Genomic DNA, 17,391 nt, shown 5'->3' with positions numbered 1-17,391 from the left:
TTTCCGGTTCTGCAATACCTAAACCCCTCTTTTACCCCACGGCAGCGCGTTAACGAGTCCTTCATCCCTCTAATACCAGCACTTACCACAAAGCTAGGAGAAAAGTTTTTTTTAGAATCGCACCTAAATATGACCAAAGAGGCCTGCGAAAAGAGGGGAATAAGCATCTACATGTAATTAGATATGAAATAAAATAAAAAAATTCCCAGAACGAGGGGGGATAAATAGAAGTTGAACTGTCATAGGAGTAATTGGGAGGAACGCTATTATTGATACTTTTGCAGGATAAACATACGAGGTGGACGAAAAAGAGCTTATAAGTAAAATAGCAAAAGGTGGTGAGGATGCTTTTGAAGCGGTATTCAGAGCATACTACGCGCAGCTATGCACCTACGCCAACTCGTTACTTAAAGATGCGAACGAATCGGAAGAGGTTGTTCAGGGCATATTTATAGCGTTTTGGGAAGGCCGGAGCACTTTCGACATTCATACCTCGCTAAAGTCGTACCTATATAGGGCAGTGCATAACACCTGCTTGAATAGGATAAAGCACTATAAGGTACGCCAAGTTTACAGCGAAGAGTATAAGCATCAAAACTCCGAAATGGAGAACGTAACAGAGGACGCCATCTACGGAAGTGAGCTTAAGCACCAAATAGCAATGGCCATAGAGAAGCTTCCGCCCCAATGCCAAACCGTTTTTAAGCTAAGCAGGCAGCAGGGGCTTTCGTATGCAGAGATTGCCGAAAAGCTGGGAGTATCAGCAAAAGCGGTGGACAAGCAGATAGTACGAGCGCTACGCATTCTACGAGAGGAGCTGCACGACTACCTTCCTGCCATACTTATATTCATCTTGTTCAAAAATTAAAACGTTGAAAGTTGACTGATGACAGCAAACATATTGACTACCTGATAGCCCGCTACCTGAGCGGTGAAGCCTCGCCAGAAGAGCGTTCGATTGTTGAGCAATGGTGCAAGGAGTCGGCAGAGAACGCGCGCTATTTTGATGGTATGCAGCAGCTCTTTGAGCGAGCCGCATCGCTCGAAACCGACCCGCAGTTTGACGTAGAGGCCGCTTGGCTCAAAATAGCCCCCCAAATCCGCCAATCAAAGCGCATTAAAATGCAGCCAAAACGCTGGCAACCGTGGGTGGCAGCAGCAGCATCGGTGGCTATTCTTATTGGGGTGTGGTTAGGGTTCGAGTACCGCTCGTCGGTAAGGCAAGATAGGCAGCCAATGGTAATTGCGGCCACAGCGACCACCCAAACAACCCAGCTACCCGACAGCTCGAAGGTAGAAATAGAGCCCAACAGCAAAATTCTTTACGCAAAAGGCTTTGGTAAAACCAACCGGGATGTCACCCTTGTGGGAAATGCCACTTTTGAGGTAAAGCACCAGACTGGCCCAGCCTTTACGGTAAAAGCTAGCGGCACCTTTATCCGCGATATAGGTACCGCATTTAGGGTAGAAACCACCAAGGATACCACCATTGTGGAGGTTTACGTAAAAACAGGATCGGTAGTATTCTACACCGACAACAACAGGGGGATCATCCTAAAGCAGGGAGAGACGGGCGTATACAACAAGCAAACGAAGGAGTTTACCAAGATTGAAGCGGAAAAGGAGGAGGCACCACCAGCGGTTGTACGCGCCTTCAACTTTCAAGGGACGAACCTTAACGAGGTGGTAACGCTGCTAAGCAAGGCCTACAACGTCACCATTACGCTAGAAAACCCCAAGCTGGGAAGCTGCACCATTAACGTGCGATTCGAAAACGAAAATATAGACACCATACTATCCATTATAGCCGAAACCCTAAACCTAAAGGTTGAAAAAAGAGGTAAAAGCTACGTACTAACAGGCGAAGAATGTTCAAAATAAAAAATAGAGGAGTAGGATTGGCCATCCTGCTCCTACTTGTAACCACCAAGCTGCAGGCCCAAACAAGCACATCAGCCCTAGAACGAATTGTAACCGTAAACCTATACAACGAGCCCCCAAAAGGGATGCTCGACCTGATTGGCAGGCAGGCCAGCGTCGTTTTTTCCTACTCGCCCAAGGTGCTCGATGGCCGGCCACCCGTAACCCTCGATGCCAACCAGCAGCCTATCCGAATGGTGCTTTACCTAGCCTTTGGCGAAACCGTAAGGCTAAAGGATCGAGGTAAGTACATCATCATTTTGGATAATAGGATGGCGCTACAGCAGCCTTTTGGCGATAAGCCACAGGTGGTAGAGGGCTACATTACCGACCCCAAGACGGGCCAGAAGGTAAGCAACGCCACCGTGTACGATAAGGAGCTCATGGTATCGGCCACCACCGACCAGTACGGCTACTTTAAGCTGAAGGTCCCCTACGGCGAAAAGGGCGCCAAGCTGCGCGTAAGCAAGATGGGCTACGCCGATACCACCATTGTCCCCCTATCGGCAAGCAGCAACTTTGTTAGCCTCAACCTCCCCGCATTGGCCATCCCTACCACCGCCGAGGCGCACCACAAGCGGGGCATTCTGGGGGTAACCTTCCCCAAGTGGCTGCTCTCGGAAGAGCTGTGGACCAACAGCGTTAACATCGGCGACACCATCTACCGCTCGTGGCAGGTATCCTTCCTCCCCTACATCGGCACCAACCACCGCCTATCGGGCAACGTGGTAAACGCCTTTTCGCTAAACATTATTGGAGGATACTCGCAGGGGGTAAGCATCGCCGAAATTGGCGGTATCGTAAACATCACCCGAAAGGATGCCCGCTACTTTATGGCCAGCGGCGCCAACCACGTAGGTGGGCACATGCTGGGCGTACAGCTGGCCGGAATCTACAACCGAACGCAGAGCGTTACGGGCTTTCAGGCGGCAGGCGTCCTCAACCAATCGTTTGGCAAGGTACGCGGCGTGCAGCTCTCGGGGATTGCCAGCATAACGCCCGGCTCGCTGCAGGGCGTACAGATTAGCGGCGTATACAGCCACAACTCCAACAACAGCGGCGTGCAGCTATCGGGCATCGCCAGCATCAGCCAGCAGCTGTACGGCACCCAGATAAGCGGCATTGCCAACTACGGATGCGGCAGGGTGTCGGCCATACAGCTTGCTGGGGTGGTTAACGTCCTAAAAGGAACGGTAGTTGGGGCGCAGATAAGCGATGCGGTAAACGTTGCCGATACGGTAAAGGGGGTGCAGCTGGGCAGCGTGGTAAACATCACCCACCAGTCGCTTACCGGAGCGCAGATATCGGGTATCCTGAATATGGCAAAGGGCGATAGCGCCATCTGCCAGGTGGCCGGCGTGGCCAACGTGCAGCGCGGCACCATCAACGGGGCGCAAGTTGCCGGGGTAGCCAACCAATCGACCCTTATAAAGGGAAGCCAGATAGCGGGGGTTACCAACCTTGCCCGCAAGGTGAGCGGCACCCAGTGCGCAGGCGTCTACAACCGGGCCGACACCCTAATGGGCGTACAGGTTGCCGGGATGGTAAACCGCGCCAAGCTGCTCAGCGGATTTCAAATCGGGCTGGTGAACCTTGCCGACAGCGGCAACGGCATGGCGGTTGGCCTATTCAGCTACATCAAGAAGGGGTACCACCGAATAGAGGTGTCGTCGGACGAGCTGATGAGCACCGGCATCGCCTTTAGGAGCGGCCACAAGAAGCTGCACAACATCATCAGCGCGGGGGTACACCTCGACGGGCTGCAGCGCCCCATCTGGAGCATCGGCTACGGGTTTGGATCGAGCTGGGGCGTAAGCCAGAAGATGGATGTAGACCTGGAGCTGCACTCGAAAAGCATCATCGTTGCCGACCGCTTTGAGGACGACAACGACCACTTTCAGCTATACGTGGGGCTAAACCGCAGCCTCGGCAAGCGCCGCTCGGTGGCCCTAGGGGTTACCACCAACGTGCTCCGCTACCGAAACGCCAGCGCCACCAACGATAAAACCCTCGAAAACGCCATCCCCTACACCCTTTGGAGCAGCAAGGCCGATGCCGAACGCACCATCTGCGGGTGGATTGGCGGCCGGGTAGCCTTTAGGTTCTAGCGGCAAGCCGTCCACGCCGGGGGCAACCATCCAACATGCCGGTAACGGGCAGTACAACGCCCCACCCCATAGCCGAGGCGCCATTCTACCACGCGAGAATGGCGCCTCGGCCCGCTTAAAACCCATCCACAGGGTGTCAAATCCCCCTAAATCGTTTAGAAAGCCATTCGACACCAGACGAATCCTCCAAAAGCTAATTGTTTTAGCTTTCAACAGGTGACGAATGTATTTTTATTAAGTTTGGTTAGCTTTCAACGGGTGACGAATGGCTTTCAATTAAGTTTGATTAGCTTTCAACACCTGTTGAATGCGTTTTTATTAAGTTTTCCTAGCTTTCGACAGGTAGCTGCGCAGCTTTGCCTCCACCAATCGGCCCGTCATGCCCGGTAGAGAGCCTCCAAAGCCCCATAGGGCCGCATCACTCCCCCCATTAAAGGCAAAACGCCTGCCGCATCCCCCTAAAAATACCCACTTATGGGGATTGATGCCCCCAAAACAATGGGCCACCTTTGCCTGTACAACAAAACGAGCAGCTAATGGAAGTGCTAGGACATCACATCTACGAGTACAAGAAGGGCCTCCGCAGCTTGGTGCTGCACACCATGAGGGCGCAGGACTACCAGCAGGCCAAGGAGGTGCTGGAGCGCAAGCAGATTGAGCACCTGATATACTGGGTGAACGAGCGCAAGTTCAACGTCTTTTTTGGGAAGCGCGAGTGCATCGAGGTGCTCAAATCGTTCGGCAAGCAAAACCTCAACGACTTTACCGACGAGGAGGACTTCATTCTGGGCACCATGCTCGGGTACGACCGCATCCAGCAGTGCCAGCGGCTGCTTAAGCGCAAGCGCCTAAAGGCAAAAGCGCACGAGCCGCTGCCCATCGCCCTTGGCAGGGCCTCGTAGGGGCGGTTGCCCAACTTTCGGGTACCCAACACCCCCAAAATTGGGCAGGCAATTTGGATGGCGCCCCTTTTGGGCTATCTTTGTTTAACATTCGGTTAAACAGCATGCAAATAGGTATTGTAAAAAATGGCTACAGGACGATTGTAGGTGGCGCCTTGGTGGCGTTGCTGTGCGTAGGCACCCTCCTACCCTCCTGCAGCAACGGGCCTCGCCCCGAGGTATCGTTCTACTACTGGAAGAGCCGCTTTACCCTCGGATCAACCGAGCGGCAAGCCCTCGAAAGCAACAACGTGCAGAAGCTCTACGTCCGCTACTTCGACGTAGACATCCATCCGCTGCTTGGCCGCGCAACGCCGCTGGCCGTGGTTAAGGGCGACAGCCTTCCGCGCTGCACCATCATCCCCGTGGTATTTATTAAAAATAGGGTGTTCGATGGCGCCAGCCCCCTAGAGGTGGATTCGCTTAGCCAAAAGGTGGCGCAGCTGGTGGGCAAAATCAACCAAAACTATGGGATTAACCCCGCCGAAATGCAGTTTGACTGCGACTGGACGGTAAAAACCAAGGATGCCTACTTCGAGTTCCTCAAAAAGTACCGGGCCCTAACCCGGCAGACGCTATCGGCCACCATACGCCTTCACCAGGTAAAGTACCCAAAAAAAACGGGCGTGCCCCCCATCGACAGGGGCGTGCTGATGTACTACAACATGGGCAAGATAAGCGCCGACAGCCGCTGCTCCATCTACGATAGGGAGAATGCGCAGAAGTACATCAGCTCGGTAGGCAGCTACCCGCTGCCGCTGGATATTGCGCTGCCCATCTTCACGTGGGGCATCCAGATACGCCAAAATATGGTGGTGCACCTGCTTAATAAGATGAACGATGGCCACTTTGCCAACGATCCGCACTTTAAAAAGGTGGCCAGCAACCGCTACCGCGTTAGCGAGCCCTGCTTTAAGGGCGGCTACTACTTTAAGCAGGGCGACGAGGTGAAAATAGAGACCATTTCGGACGAGGAGCTGAACGAAATGGCCAAGGATATCCGCCAAAACCTCAAAGCCTACCCTCAAAACCTGATTTTTTACGATTTAGATTCTATTAATATTAAGCAGTATGAAATTAAAGTCTATCAAAAGCTGGCAAATCGTATGCGCTAGCCTGCTTCTTTTGGCTGCCTCGTACGGTATTGTACGGGCCTGCGCTGGGGGCGATTGGGACGAGAGCTACTCCTCGAACTATACGCCAGAGGTATTTGTGGCCGACACCACCCAAACCCCATTCTTCTACACCTGGCTATTCTACTACCAGATAGGATTCGACACCGAGCACAACGAACGCTTCAACAGCACCAACGTTGCCGACTGGAGCAAGTACTTAAAAGGCTCCGTGGATAAACCCTCGCTCGAGTACCTGCTAAACAAGGCAAACAGCAAGGCCATAGGCCAGCTTGTCGCCTTCTTCGATGGCAAGGTGCTCCCCGACTCGCTAAAACGCAAGGCTAAAGGGATAAGCCGAAACAATCCGCAGCACAAAGACTTTATCTACTACCTGATGTACGCCAAAAAGTGCGAGCAGTACGCCGTTTACTACAACTACTACTGGGACGACAAGCGTACGCTGCCCAGCAGATCGGATATGGGCAACATTGAGGAGTCGCTTCGCAACGGCTTCGAAAAGAGCAGCGATCAATTCCTAAAGGAGCGCTACTGGTTTCAGCTGGTGCGCTACTACTACTTCTACGATTGGGATCGCTGCACCTATACCTTCGAATCGAACAAGCTAAAGTTCAGCCCTAGCACCATGTACTACCGTGCCATGTCGTACGCCGCTGGTGCCTACTACGCCATGGACAGATACGTCATTGCCAACTACTACTACAGCCGCATCTACGACGGCTGCAACCAGCTAAAGGTGGTGGCTCACTCGAGCTTTCACCCACAAAACGAGAGCGACTGGCAGCAAACGCTCGAACTTTGTCAAAATAACGAGGAGCGCATAACCCTTTGGCACCTGTTGGGCATCAACTACGCCGACGAGGTACGCTCGATGAAGGAAATTTACAAGATGTCGTCGTATAGCACAAAGCTAGACCTGCTGCTTACCCGCTTTGTAAACAAGCAGGAGATAGGAACACCCTACAGCCAAAATACCGACTCGGCGAAGAAGGCCATTGAGCAGGATATCCGCTGGTGCCAGCAGGTGGCCAACGAGGGAAAAACCTCCAACCCATTTTTATGGGACGTATCGGCAGGTTACCTATCCTTTCTAATAGGCGACTACCAAAAATCGGCGCACTACTACCAAAAGGCGGCTAAGGGTACCCCCAATAACGATCTTGCAAAAAGTCAGCTGCGCCTGCTAACGCTGCTTACCAACATTAAGCTGCTACCTAAAATTACGCCAGCCAACGAGCAGTCGCTGCTTGCCGATCTTCAGTGGCTCTATAAGCTATCCGACAAAAACGTAGACACCCGCTTTCGCTACTACAACGCACAGAGTTGGGTAAAGAAGGAGCTTGCCCAAAAATATGAAGCGCAGGGTGATGCTGTTAAGGCAGAGTGCTTCTCGTCCAGCACCGCCTTCTACAGCAGCAACAGCAACATAGAAAAGATGAAGGCCTACTTCCAAAACGCAAAGCCCAACGCTTACGACAAGTTTTGCATGGGAATGAGCGAAAAAAAGCTAGTAGACCTATGGGAGTACCAAGCCATACGGGCTGCCTACAGCGATAGCCTATCTAACGCCATTGCCCTAATGCAAAATGTTGGAGAAACCAGCACGCTGCTAGGAAACCCTTTTATTGGCAGGAAAAACGACTGCCACGACTGCGATCACATGGCACCTCAGAAGGTAAAGTACACCAAAATGTCGTTTCTTAAGAAGATGAAGGATCTGGAAACGGCCGTTGCTGCAGGTACCAACGTACATGCCAACGCCTTTATGCTGGGCAACGCCTTCTACAACATGAGCCACTACGGAAATGCCCGTGCATTCTACGAAGGAGGCGTTATTACGGCAGGACAGTCGTCGCCTTACTATATTCCAACCGAATTCGCGGCCATGCTTACCTCCAACAAAATGGCCATGAAGTACTACCAAATCGCATTCAAAAGGGCAACAAATAACGAGCAAAAAGCCAAATGCCTCTTCATGATGGCCAAGTGCGAGCGTAACGAGTGGTACAACACTACCCTGTACAGCAACAGGGAGAACGAGTATAACTACGATTCTAATAGTCCTGACTTTATTCAGTGGAATAGCTTTAAGCTGCTAAAAGGCTACAAGAACACAAAATTCTACAAGGAGATAATTAACGAGTGCGGCTATTTCCGCAAGTCGGTTGTTGGATAACCCGCTACGATACCGATAAAAACAGAAGATCCCGAGATAAATGCTCGGGATTTTTTGTTTCCATACGTAAAAATTGCCATAAACATTCGAAAAAGGAAAACATACAAGGGGGAGTATCGAGCAGTAAGGTGTCATAGGTCTAAAAATAACCGCAAACTATGAGACAGCTACCCTACCTTGTAATCCATCTAGCCAAGCTTGCCGACTTTATGATCGAGCAGGCACTGCTAGCCATCAGCACCAGCACGTCAGTTGCCTTGCACTTCATATCGAAGCTTTTTTAAAAATCATCCTGATTTTTTTTCATCACGAGGGGGGAGACTACAATTCCAAGTTGTCATAGTAGCGAAATCGGGGGGCAACCCGACCAACGAAGACGAATTAAACAAAGAAAACAATATAAGTAATGACAAGTACAGCATTAAAATTGGCTTTTGCCGCAGCAGGTTTAGCAGTAACACTAGAAGTAAGCGCACAAGAAGCATCTACAGCCGCAGATTTTCGTCCATTTCAAATATCTTTTGTACCAACACTCGGAACAAACGGCTTTTTATCCAATAAAATTGAGAATGGCGTTTCGATAAACATCATTGCAGGCACATCTAAAGGCGTTCGCTGGGCCGAAATTGGCGGAGTTGCCAATATGGTAAAAGGAAATGTAGGCGGCGCTCAATTTGCAGGAGTTGTCAACCTAACTAGCGGAAATGTAAACGGAGGCCAGTTTGCTGGAGTGCTTAATACCTCGCAAAGAGTTACAGGAGCGCAGGCTTCGGGGGTTGCAAACATTGCAAAAGGCAATATCAAAGGATTACAGATGGCTGGAGTTACCAACACGGCACATAATATTATCGGAGCACAGGATGCGGGTGTTTACAACCAAGCCGACAGCGTTGTTGGCGGTCAGCTTGCAGGCATAGCCAACATAGCCAAAACCGTAAAGGGAGTGCAGGCTGCCGGCGTATTCAACAGCAGCAAAACAACAAAAGGCATTCAGGCAGCAGGCGTTGCCAACGTTTCCGACAAGGTAGATGGGCTTCAAATGGCTGGGATCCTCAACAAAGCAAGGGTAGTTAAGGGAGTACAGTTTGGTTTGGTAAACTTATCCGATAGCTGCAGCGGTCTTCCCATTGGTTTGGTGAGCATCGTACGCACAGGCTACAGCCAAATAGAACTTGGTACCGACGACATGCTGATGGCAAACGTTGCCTACCGCTCGGGCGTAAAAAAGCTGCATACCATTGTTGGAGCCTCCATCCTTCCCGATAATTCGAGCACGGTAATCTGGGGAACCACCTTCGGTATAGGAACAAGCCACAACCTATCGCCCCGTACCCTACTCGATGCCGATTTAATGTACAGCCAAATTATTTGCAACGATAAGTTTAGCCACGACAACAAGCTGTTCCGCGCTTATATCGGAATAGATAGGCATATCTTCGGTAAGATGTCGCTAGCGGCAGGTATTACCGCCAATGCGCTAGTGTATAGCACCAGCAGCACCGACAACGTACACCACATGAAGCAGCTCGTGCCCTACACCATGATCTCTGAGAAGATTAACAGCCGCAACCACCTCGCTGGCTGGATTGGTGGACGAGTTGCCATCCGTATCAACTAAATCCACGGCCTCTGCCTCCAAAAATGAAGCAGAGGCCCCTCCCTCCCTCTCCAAACAATCTTAAAACATACCAAACATGAAAAGCTACATCGCACTTGTAGCGGCTCTCCTACTGCTTGTAGGTAGCGCCGCCGGGCAGAGCCTTACCCAAACCGTACGCGGAAAACTTTACGACATAGAAACGCAATCGCCCATCCCAGGTGGGAATATCGCAATAAGCGGATCTTCGCTTGGTACGGCCAGCAACGCCGAAGGTACCTTCAGAATTGCCAACGTGCCAGTTGGCCGTCATGACCTTACGGCCTCCTTTATTGGCTACGAGCCTGTAACCCTACCAAACATTCTAGTAACATCTGCCAAGGAGGTGGTTCTAAACATCGGGCTAAAGCAGGTATCACGCCAAATGGACGAGGTAGTTGTTAAGGCTAACCAACGAAAGGATAGAACCGTAAATACGATGGCCAGCATCAGCTCGCGCACCTTCTCGGTTGAAGAAACCAGACGCTACGCCGGCGGATTGGACGATCCGGCCCGTATGGCATCAGCCTTTGCCGGAGTAACGGTAGGCAACATTCAGGATAACGCCATTATCATCCGCGGAAACTCGCCCAAAGGCGTTTCGTGGAGGGTTGAAGGCGTAGAAATCCCCAATCCGAACCATTTTGCTGGCGGAAATGTTGCTGGAGGTGGCTTTGTAAGCATCCTAAGCAGCCAGCTGCTAAGCAACTCCGATTTTTACACCGGTGCATTCCCCGCCGAATACGGCAACGCCCTTGCCGGTGTTTTCGACATGAGAATGCGCGTTGGAAACAACGAAAAGCGCGAGCATACCGCACAAATTGGGTTAATGGGTATCGATGTAGCTTCCGAAGGTCCCTTTAAGAAGGGAAAAAGCTCGTCGTACCTCTTCAACTACCGATATGCTACATCAGGAATCCTTTCTAAGCTAAAAATTATCCCAACAGATCAAGTTCCCATCTACCAAGATCTATCTTTTAAGATGAATTTCCCTACAGCCAAGGCGGGCACCTTTTCGGTGTGGGGAATCGGAGGTATCGACAACGTTAAGGAGCCAGAAGATGCCGATTCCACCAAATGGAAGGTAGATTTTGACAGAGTTAAGTTTGACTGGAATATAAAAACAGGCGCGGCAGGCGTTACCCACAAGCTTACCCTTGGCCGATCGCTGCTTAGCACCTCGGTGGCGGCATCTGGCACCTCCAACATTGCCGATCAAACCCGATTCGACGACCAGCTGCAAATGCGACCAAACGCCTACATCAAAAACAACACCGCCACCATTACCGTAAGCTCCTTTATCAATAGCAAGCTATCGGCCAACCATACCCTACGCGCGGGAGCCACATTTAAGCAGCTGCGCTACAACTTAGACATCAGCAGCACCATAAATGAAGTGCCCGACACCTACCAAAACATGGTGAAAGAGAAAGGAAGCAGCCAGGTGATGGAAGCCTACTGGCAAAGCCGCTACCAGCTATCGCCAGCCATCCAAATAAACGGGGGGATAAACGCCAGCTACTTCGCCCTCAACAAAAACTACTCGGTAGACCCTCGATTCAGCATAAAGTGGCAAATGGCCGACAGGCATGCCCTTACGCTTGGCGTTGGCAAGCATAGCCAGCTCGAGGAGCTTAGATTCTACTTTGTAAAGCAGCAAAATGGTGCGTCTGGCTATCCCAATAAAAAGTTAGACTACTCGCAGGCACAGCACCTTATTTTAGGCTACGATTGGAACGTAAGCAGCAACCTACGCCTAAAAGTAGAGGCCTACTACCAAAAGCTGTACCGAATTCCGGGTATTGCCGACAGCAGCTACTCTATGGTGAACTTTAAGCAGGACTGGAGCTTCTACAGCACCCTTATCAACAACACCAAAGGGAAAAACATGGGGATTGACATCACCTTAGAGCGTTTTCTTAGCAACGGATTCTACTATTTGGCTACCGCATCGCTGTTCGACTCGAAATACAAAGGGGGCGATAAGGTTTGGCACAATACCCGCTTCGACAAGGGCTACTCGCTAAACTTCCTAGCCGGAAAGGAGTACGCCATCAGCCGCAACCGCATTGTGGGCATCAATGGAAGAGTTAACTATCTGGGTGGCGAGCGCAAGACCCCGATCCTCAACGCCGAATCGCTGGCAGCCAAAAGGGTGATCTTTGACGAGTCACGCGCCTTCGAGGAGCAGTATCCAGCCACCTGCTACGTAGACTTTACCCTCACCTACCGCACCAACAAGAAGCGCTACGCCGGAACATGGGCATTGCAGATAAAAAACCTGCTAAACGCACCTATTTACAGCGGTCCGGCCTATAACTATAGGGATAGGAAGATTGAGGAGCAAAAAGTTGGCCTAGTTTTACCAGTTATAAGTTATAGAGTAGACTTTTAGCTTCTATATTCATAAAAAGCACCTACAGATAGGTGCTTTTTTTAATTTTAAGCCTACAACTGCTAATTCGTTCTCACTTAGCTGTTCTATCACAACAGCTATTGACATTTACGCCCTCCTCCTCGTAGATTTGCTCTACCGGTAATAGTTGCAACAAAGGTCTACACCCAATCCCCTTCCAGACGAGGTGGCAAAAGCCGAAAAGCCAACGAGTAGGCAAGAAACAGATCTAGTATTAGCCATGAGTGAAAATATAATGCCCCATAGTCAGGAGCAGAAGAGCTTACTTCAGCAGAATTGGACTCAAGAAGTATTTTTCGTCAACGTGATAATAGACACCCAGTACATTATTGACAACTACACCCCAAATCAATCAAAGGATAACCCTACTATGATTTTTCCCAATCGGAAAGGCTTTAATCCTATTTATATGGTTACCTCTGGGGGAGGTAATATCAACTCTGGCACTGATAACCTGCTGGTTAATGCCTACGTTGGCGATCAAATTTGCTGGGCTTCGCAATCTGAGACATCCAACTTCGACCACAGCGTGTACATTTACGCAATTCACCCCCTACAAGGGAACGTTTTTCCTCTAAATGACATTCGGTACTGCTGTTACAACAAGGCAATAGTAGTTCCTTCGAAAAAAGACCCAACGCTTATGGTAGAAGAAAGGAGAACCTTCCCATTTATGACTGCTCGTATCGAAGATACAGGTACAGAAAGCTACCATATTTGGTTTGCCATTTACAAAAGGGAAGGCACTAACCAAAAGTTGTATGGTTACTTTAAACAAGACACAACTATCGTAGTAAGAGGCTAGCAAGTTCTGAACATCCGAATCGATTTTTAGCTTCCATATTCATAAAAAGCACCTACAGATAGGTGCTTTTTTAAATTTTAAGCCTACAACTGCTAATTCGTTCACACTTAGCTATTCTATCACAACAGCTATTGACTTTTGCTCCCACCTGCTCGTAGATTTGCCTTACCGGTAAAAGTTGCAACAAAGGTCTACACCCAATCCCCTTCCAGACGAGGTGGCAGAAGCCGAAAAGCCAACGAGTAGGCAAAAAATACATGTAGTATTAGCCATGAGTGAAAATATGATGACCCTTAATCAGGAGCTGAAGAGCTTACTTCAGCTGAGTTCGACTCAACAAGTCATTTACGTGAACGTGACGATCGACACCCAGTACATTATTAAAAACTATTCACCAAACCAATCAAAGGACAACCCTCCTATGATTAATACCAATCAGAAGGGGTTTAATCCTATTTACATGGTTGCCACCCAAGAAAACAGCATCAACTCTGGTACCGTTAACCTACAGGTTAGCGCCAGTGTAGGCGATTTTATTTGCTGGGCTTCGCAATCTGAGACATCAAACTTCGACCACAGCGTGTACATTTACGCAATTAAGCCAGTACAAGGTAAAGTTTTCAGTCAAGACGACGTTAGGTACAGCTGTTACAACAAGACAATCGTGGTTCCTTCGAAAAACGACCCAACGCTTATGGTAGAAGAAAAGAGAACCTTCCCATTTATGACCGCTCCTATTGAAGATACTGGTACCGAAAGCTACCATATTTGGTTTGCTCTTTACAAAAGGGAAGGCACTACCCAAAAGTTGTATGGTTACTTTAGAGAAGACCCAACTATCGTAGTAAACGGCTAGACACTATAGAGTAAAACGTAAAGGAATACATTCTTTTACCATATAAACTCCAGAAACAATTAAGGGCTGCCTCACGGCAGCCCTTGTTACGATTGAAAAATTGTAAAAATAACCTATCCTTCTAACCAATTAGGGGGTATTTATTCGTTAGAAGAAGTATTGCTAGGTTGATTTTCATCTATTGGAACTTTTTTATCTTTTATTCTCTCGCGAATTTTCTGCTTGGTACGCTCCTCCATCTTTAGCAGCTTTTCGTACTGAGCGGGGGTAAGTACTTCCTTCATTTCGGCATTTTTTGCCTCTGCATTGGCCTTAAGCGCAGTAGTATCTCGTTTCACCTGCGCATTTTTCTCGGCATACTTAAGATTGATAGCCTGCACCTTCTCCACCTGTTCGGGCGATAGTCGTAGCTGACGGCTCATGGCCTGAGTTAGCTTTTCGGCGCGCTGCTGGGGCGTTAACTTTACCTTTTGCCCAGCCATATCTTGTGCCCATGCCGCCGAAGCAACCACCATGGCAACACCTAAAAATACGATACCTAACAGCTTTTTCATACGTTTTATGGCGTTAATGAGTTCGATACTTTTAGAGCAATACAACCTAGTACGGAAATACCCTACCAGAAAAAATAAAAAAAGCCTCTTTTTCTCGAAAAAAGGCTTTTGATGTATTTAATACCTACGGCAGCTACTTAAAAAGCGTGGCGTATAGCATTGGACGATCCTCTAACGCAATGCGGGCAGCCGCATAAAAGTCGCGCATCCACTTTTCCGCTTCCTTAAAGGCAGCATCCTTCTGTGCAACAGCATCCATAGCCTCGCCCTGCTCGCGAATGTAGTCGGCACGCGCTTTTTCGACAATAGCAACCTGTGCCAACCCCTCGCTAATCTCGGATGCAGGAACTTTAATGGTTTCCATGGCATCGCTCAGCGTCTTATCGGTAGATAATACGGTGTAGAACTTTTTGATACTCTCTATCCTTGGAATATAGCTATCGGACACAGGTTGATGAACATCTAGCACGCGAAGTGCAATAGGATCGTTACGGAAGACAAATTTTGCCTTTTTACGATGCTGCGAGTATCCCTTCACAAGGGTAGCCTCCTCCTTTTGAAAGGTACTTGATGCGGCACTAGCCTCTCCACCCTCCTTCTTGTTGGCGTCGAAGGCTGATCGGGCTACGCCATATAAACCTCTACCAACGTCAATAGTTTCTTTTGGGTAGCCTATTTCGGCCATTTCTTGTGCAACCACTGGCTGATTGTTCACATTTTCGAGAGAAGTTCTCCATTTTTCGAGGATGTCTGCCTCTCCTAAAGCGCGGTTTGTGCTCATGACAAAAATTTTTTCTATGGTTAGTACTCTATTGAACTTTCATCCAACTCCCCCTTTATAAAAACCAACAGGAACCTTAAACTTTCACTGGCAACCATTCTATCCTCTCTTCTTTCAGTTTTTCATCTCTTTAATAGCTCCTTTTTTCCGACTTAGTATTCTTAAGTCTGGTTGAGCAAAAAATCCTGCCAATTTGGCAGCCTTAGGTCTGGTTGAGCAAATCTTTCGGCCGATTTGGCATTCTTAAGCCTGGTTGAGTAAATCTTTCGGCCAGATTGGCATTCTTAGCCCTCGGCGAGCAAATCTTTTGATCCTTTTTGGCCTCCTTACCCTCGTCGTTTCAATTTTAGTAACAACATTTTCATAAAAAGGGTAATTTTTCTGCTATATTTTTTTCTGTTCGCGAAACGAATTGCAAATTTTCGGCATAAAGTCCACAAGCGAAGCCGGCAGACCTCCATCCTACCAATATATAGGCCGCTTTGCGCTATTAGCGAGCAAATGAAGCAGCCTTAGCACCGCTACCCGCAAGCAGCAGGTCCTTTAAATGAAAACGCCTGCGAGCATTAGCTGCTAGCAGGCGTTTTACCGAAAATATTTATGAAACTATTAATTTACCTTAACGCCCTTTACAAAAGCCTGCGAGTTAATTGGAGTTACCTCTAGCAGGCCGTTATTTGCCTTCATCAGCTTGGTGGCGGGCACCCCTTTCGACATTTTTTGGGTTACCTCCCCTACAAATACAGGGTTGACACTCTTCAGCTCGGTTTGCTCGAGCACCACGTTGGTACTTTTTGCGGTAAACTTGGCTGGTAGCGCCACCTTTGCGATAGTTTGGAGCTTTTCCTTAACCTTCTCGGCAAGCTGGGCATCGGAAAGGAAACCGTCGAACACAAACGTTTGGTAGGTAAGCAGGAATTTCTGCTCGTAGCCTAGGCTAACCCCGCCAGCTTGCACTTCGCCATCGAGCACCGACTGGTAGAAGACAAAAGCCACGGTGATGGACTTTCCGGCAGCCACTTCGTAGTCAAAGTCTACCCCCATCTCAAAAGTTTCCTCCTCGGTGGTGTTTAACGTGCTGGCGACGCTTTGCGTAACCTCGGTTCCAAACTTTCCGCCAATGCCAAAGTAAGTTGCCTCCAAAGATGCGCTTACCGTTACCGATTTGGTCTTAGTTACGTCGACGGTAACACCCTTTTTGTAGGTGTAGCCAAACTTATTAACGGCATGCGTTGTCGACTGCCCCTCGTTGGAGTAACGCCAAGGGATGTAGCCTAAATACACCGTCTTTATAAGACCTTCGGCCAGCTTAACGCCTCCGATAGGGACATCTAGGGTTAAGTCTATCTTTTTATCGTCATCCTTCTTCGAAAGCCAGCGGTTAAGGTCTACTCGCCACGAAAGCCCAACCTCCGTGTCGGTAACCTTAATGTAGTTTACAAACCACCCCGGTTTATCGCCAGAGTTGTCGTGGAAAATACGAATTTTATCAATCCATCCTAAATCGTCTGACTGTACGGTAAACTTATCGAGGTCTCCCTTCTCAAAGTTATCGTTCTTGTTGTCGATACGCAATTCCTTGCTGGTTGATTTTTCGCCAAAGAGCTGGATGTACACTTTGGCATCTGTCCCTGCATGATCTACCATGCCTGTTTGAACTTCTACTTGATAATTTTTCATAATAACTATTTTTAAAGTAAGGCTTTTACATTATAGGAAGCTTAAAGGCTGGGCTAGCACTCGTTTTGTACAAACTTAACTATTTTCACACTACTTAAGCTCATTTGCCTTGTATTTTTAACGATTAATTGAAAAAATAATTAGAAAATGCCGAATAGTAGCAGCGGAGCCTCCTGCTGCTAAAGAAATGCTTATAAAAAACGCCTGCCAGCATTAGCTGCTAGCAGGCGTTTATCTTAATACCAATAAAGGAGAGCTTGTGTAAGAACATTGTGCTCTTTTTTGCTGTCATCCCGGCGAAGGCCGGAATCTCATTTGCCTAGATACTGGCCTTTCGCATGAGATACCCGCCTTCGCGGGTATGACATTACCAACTCAACTTCTT

14 protein-coding genes are annotated in these 17,391 nt (G+C 48.9%); 11 read left to right on the top strand and 3 right to left on the bottom strand.

What is annotated here, in order from left to right; translation table 11 throughout:
* Window positions 1–298: 298 nt before the first annotated feature.
* From L990_RS09995 to L990_RS09950, 11 genes are all read left to right on the top strand, one after another.
* Complete coding sequence (locus tag L990_RS09995) at window positions 299–868, top strand: RNA polymerase sigma-70 factor (protein WP_047448378.1); 570 nt, start codon at window positions 299–301, stop codon at window positions 866–868.
* A gap of 11 nt (window positions 869–879) precedes the next feature.
* Window positions 880–1,881 (top strand): FecR domain-containing protein, encoded by a 1,002-nt coding sequence (locus L990_RS09990; RefSeq protein WP_047448376.1) that lies wholly within the window; start codon window positions 880–882, stop codon window positions 1,879–1,881.
* A complete protein-coding gene (locus L990_RS09985) occupies window positions 1,869–4,028 on the top strand; it encodes a carboxypeptidase-like regulatory domain-containing protein (protein ID WP_047448373.1) in 2,160 nt (719 codons plus the stop codon). The genes L990_RS09990 and L990_RS09985 overlap by 13 nt, the downstream gene beginning before the upstream one ends.
* A 536-nt stretch (window positions 4,029–4,564) precedes the next feature.
* Window positions 4,565–4,930, top strand: a complete 366-nt coding sequence (locus L990_RS09980) for a DUF2023 family protein (RefSeq protein ID WP_047448370.1) — start codon at window positions 4,565–4,567, stop codon at window positions 4,928–4,930.
* Between the two features lie 104 nt (window positions 4,931–5,034).
* The gene (locus L990_RS09975; protein ID WP_047448367.1) at window positions 5,035–6,084 is read left to right on the top strand and encodes a hypothetical protein; all 1,050 of its coding nucleotides are present in this window, start codon (window positions 5,035–5,037) and stop codon (window positions 6,082–6,084) included.
* Window positions 6,041–8,278 (top strand): hypothetical protein, encoded by a 2,238-nt coding sequence (locus L990_RS09970; RefSeq protein WP_047448365.1) that lies wholly within the window; start codon window positions 6,041–6,043, stop codon window positions 8,276–8,278. The genes L990_RS09975 and L990_RS09970 overlap by 44 nt, the downstream gene beginning before the upstream one ends.
* A gap of 158 nt (window positions 8,279–8,436) precedes the next feature.
* Window positions 8,437–8,562, top strand: a complete 126-nt coding sequence (locus tag L990_RS20520; RefSeq protein ID WP_262480647.1) for a hypothetical protein — start codon at window positions 8,437–8,439, stop codon at window positions 8,560–8,562.
* Between the two features lie 122 nt (window positions 8,563–8,684).
* A complete protein-coding gene (locus L990_RS19225; protein ID WP_052180898.1) occupies window positions 8,685–9,896 on the top strand; it encodes a hypothetical protein in 1,212 nt (403 codons plus the stop codon).
* 76 nt (window positions 9,897–9,972) lie between these two features.
* On the top strand, window positions 9,973–12,309 hold the full coding sequence (locus tag L990_RS09960) for a TonB-dependent receptor (protein WP_047448362.1): 2,337 nt from the start codon (window positions 9,973–9,975) through the stop codon (window positions 12,307–12,309).
* A 241-nt stretch (window positions 12,310–12,550) separates the two neighbouring features.
* Entirely contained in the window at window positions 12,551–13,135 is a 585-nt protein-coding gene (locus tag L990_RS09955; RefSeq protein ID WP_197057270.1) for an AidA/PixA family protein, read from the top strand.
* A gap of 178 nt (window positions 13,136–13,313) precedes the next feature.
* Window positions 13,314–13,991 carry an AidA/PixA family protein gene (locus L990_RS09950; protein WP_081981666.1) on the top strand — a complete coding sequence of 226 codons (678 nt, stop codon included), beginning with the start codon at window positions 13,314–13,316 and terminating at the stop codon, window positions 13,989–13,991.
* 140 nt (window positions 13,992–14,131) lie between these two features.
* Here L990_RS09950 and L990_RS09945 read toward each other — a convergent pair whose 3' ends face one another.
* The 3 genes from L990_RS09945 to L990_RS09935 all read right to left on the bottom strand — a co-directional run bounded on the left by L990_RS09945 (window position 14,132) and on the right by L990_RS09935 (window position 17,006).
* Window positions 14,132–14,545 carry a hypothetical protein gene (locus tag L990_RS09945; RefSeq protein WP_047448351.1) on the bottom strand — a complete coding sequence of 138 codons (414 nt, stop codon included), beginning with the start codon at window positions 14,543–14,545 and terminating at the stop codon, window positions 14,132–14,134.
* A 133-nt stretch (window positions 14,546–14,678) separates the two neighbouring features.
* A complete protein-coding gene (locus tag L990_RS09940; RefSeq protein ID WP_047448348.1) occupies window positions 14,679–15,326 on the bottom strand; it encodes a hypothetical protein in 648 nt (215 codons plus the stop codon).
* Window positions 15,327–15,935: 609 nt separating this feature from the next.
* Entirely contained in the window at window positions 15,936–17,006 is a 1,071-nt protein-coding gene (locus L990_RS09935) for a PLAT/LH2 domain-containing protein (RefSeq protein ID WP_047448345.1), read from the bottom strand.
* Between the last annotated feature and the right edge of the window lie 385 nt (window positions 17,007–17,391).

This window comes from Alistipes sp. ZOR0009 (assembly GCF_000798815.1).
Taxonomy (GTDB): domain Bacteria; phylum Bacteroidota; class Bacteroidia; order Bacteroidales; family ZOR0009; genus Acetobacteroides.
Note: the sequence above shows the minus strand (reverse complement) of the source record. Positions and strands in the feature narration are given on the sequence as shown.

Bases quoted from the DNA above. Each gene is read 5' to 3' on its own strand.
- L990_RS20520 (WP_262480647.1), top strand. From the start codon at position 8,437: ATGAGACAGCTACCCTACCTTGTAATCCATCTAGCCAAGCTTGCCGAC.
- L990_RS09960 (WP_047448362.1), top strand. From the start codon at position 9,973: ATGAAAAGCTACATCGCACTTGTAGCGGCTCTCCTACTGCTTGTAGGT.
- L990_RS09975 (WP_047448367.1), top strand. From the start codon at position 5,035: ATGCAAATAGGTATTGTAAAAAATGGCTACAGGACGATTGTAGGTGGC.
- L990_RS19225 (WP_052180898.1), top strand. From the start codon at position 8,685: ATGACAAGTACAGCATTAAAATTGGCTTTTGCCGCAGCAGGTTTAGCA.
- L990_RS09970 (WP_047448365.1), top strand. From the start codon at position 6,041: ATGAAATTAAAGTCTATCAAAAGCTGGCAAATCGTATGCGCTAGCCTG.
- L990_RS09985 (WP_047448373.1), top strand. From the start codon at position 1,869: ATGTTCAAAATAAAAAATAGAGGAGTAGGATTGGCCATCCTGCTCCTA.
- L990_RS09955 (WP_197057270.1), top strand. From the start codon at position 12,551: ATGAGTGAAAATATAATGCCCCATAGTCAGGAGCAGAAGAGCTTACTT.
- L990_RS09940 (WP_047448348.1), bottom strand. From the start codon at position 15,326: ATGAGCACAAACCGCGCTTTAGGAGAGGCAGACATCCTCGAAAAATGG.
- L990_RS09935 (WP_047448345.1), bottom strand. From the start codon at position 17,006: ATGAAAAATTATCAAGTAGAAGTTCAAACAGGCATGGTAGATCATGCA.
- L990_RS09980 (WP_047448370.1), top strand. From the start codon at position 4,565: ATGGAAGTGCTAGGACATCACATCTACGAGTACAAGAAGGGCCTCCGC.
- L990_RS09945 (WP_047448351.1), bottom strand. From the start codon at position 14,545: ATGAAAAAGCTGTTAGGTATCGTATTTTTAGGTGTTGCCATGGTGGTT.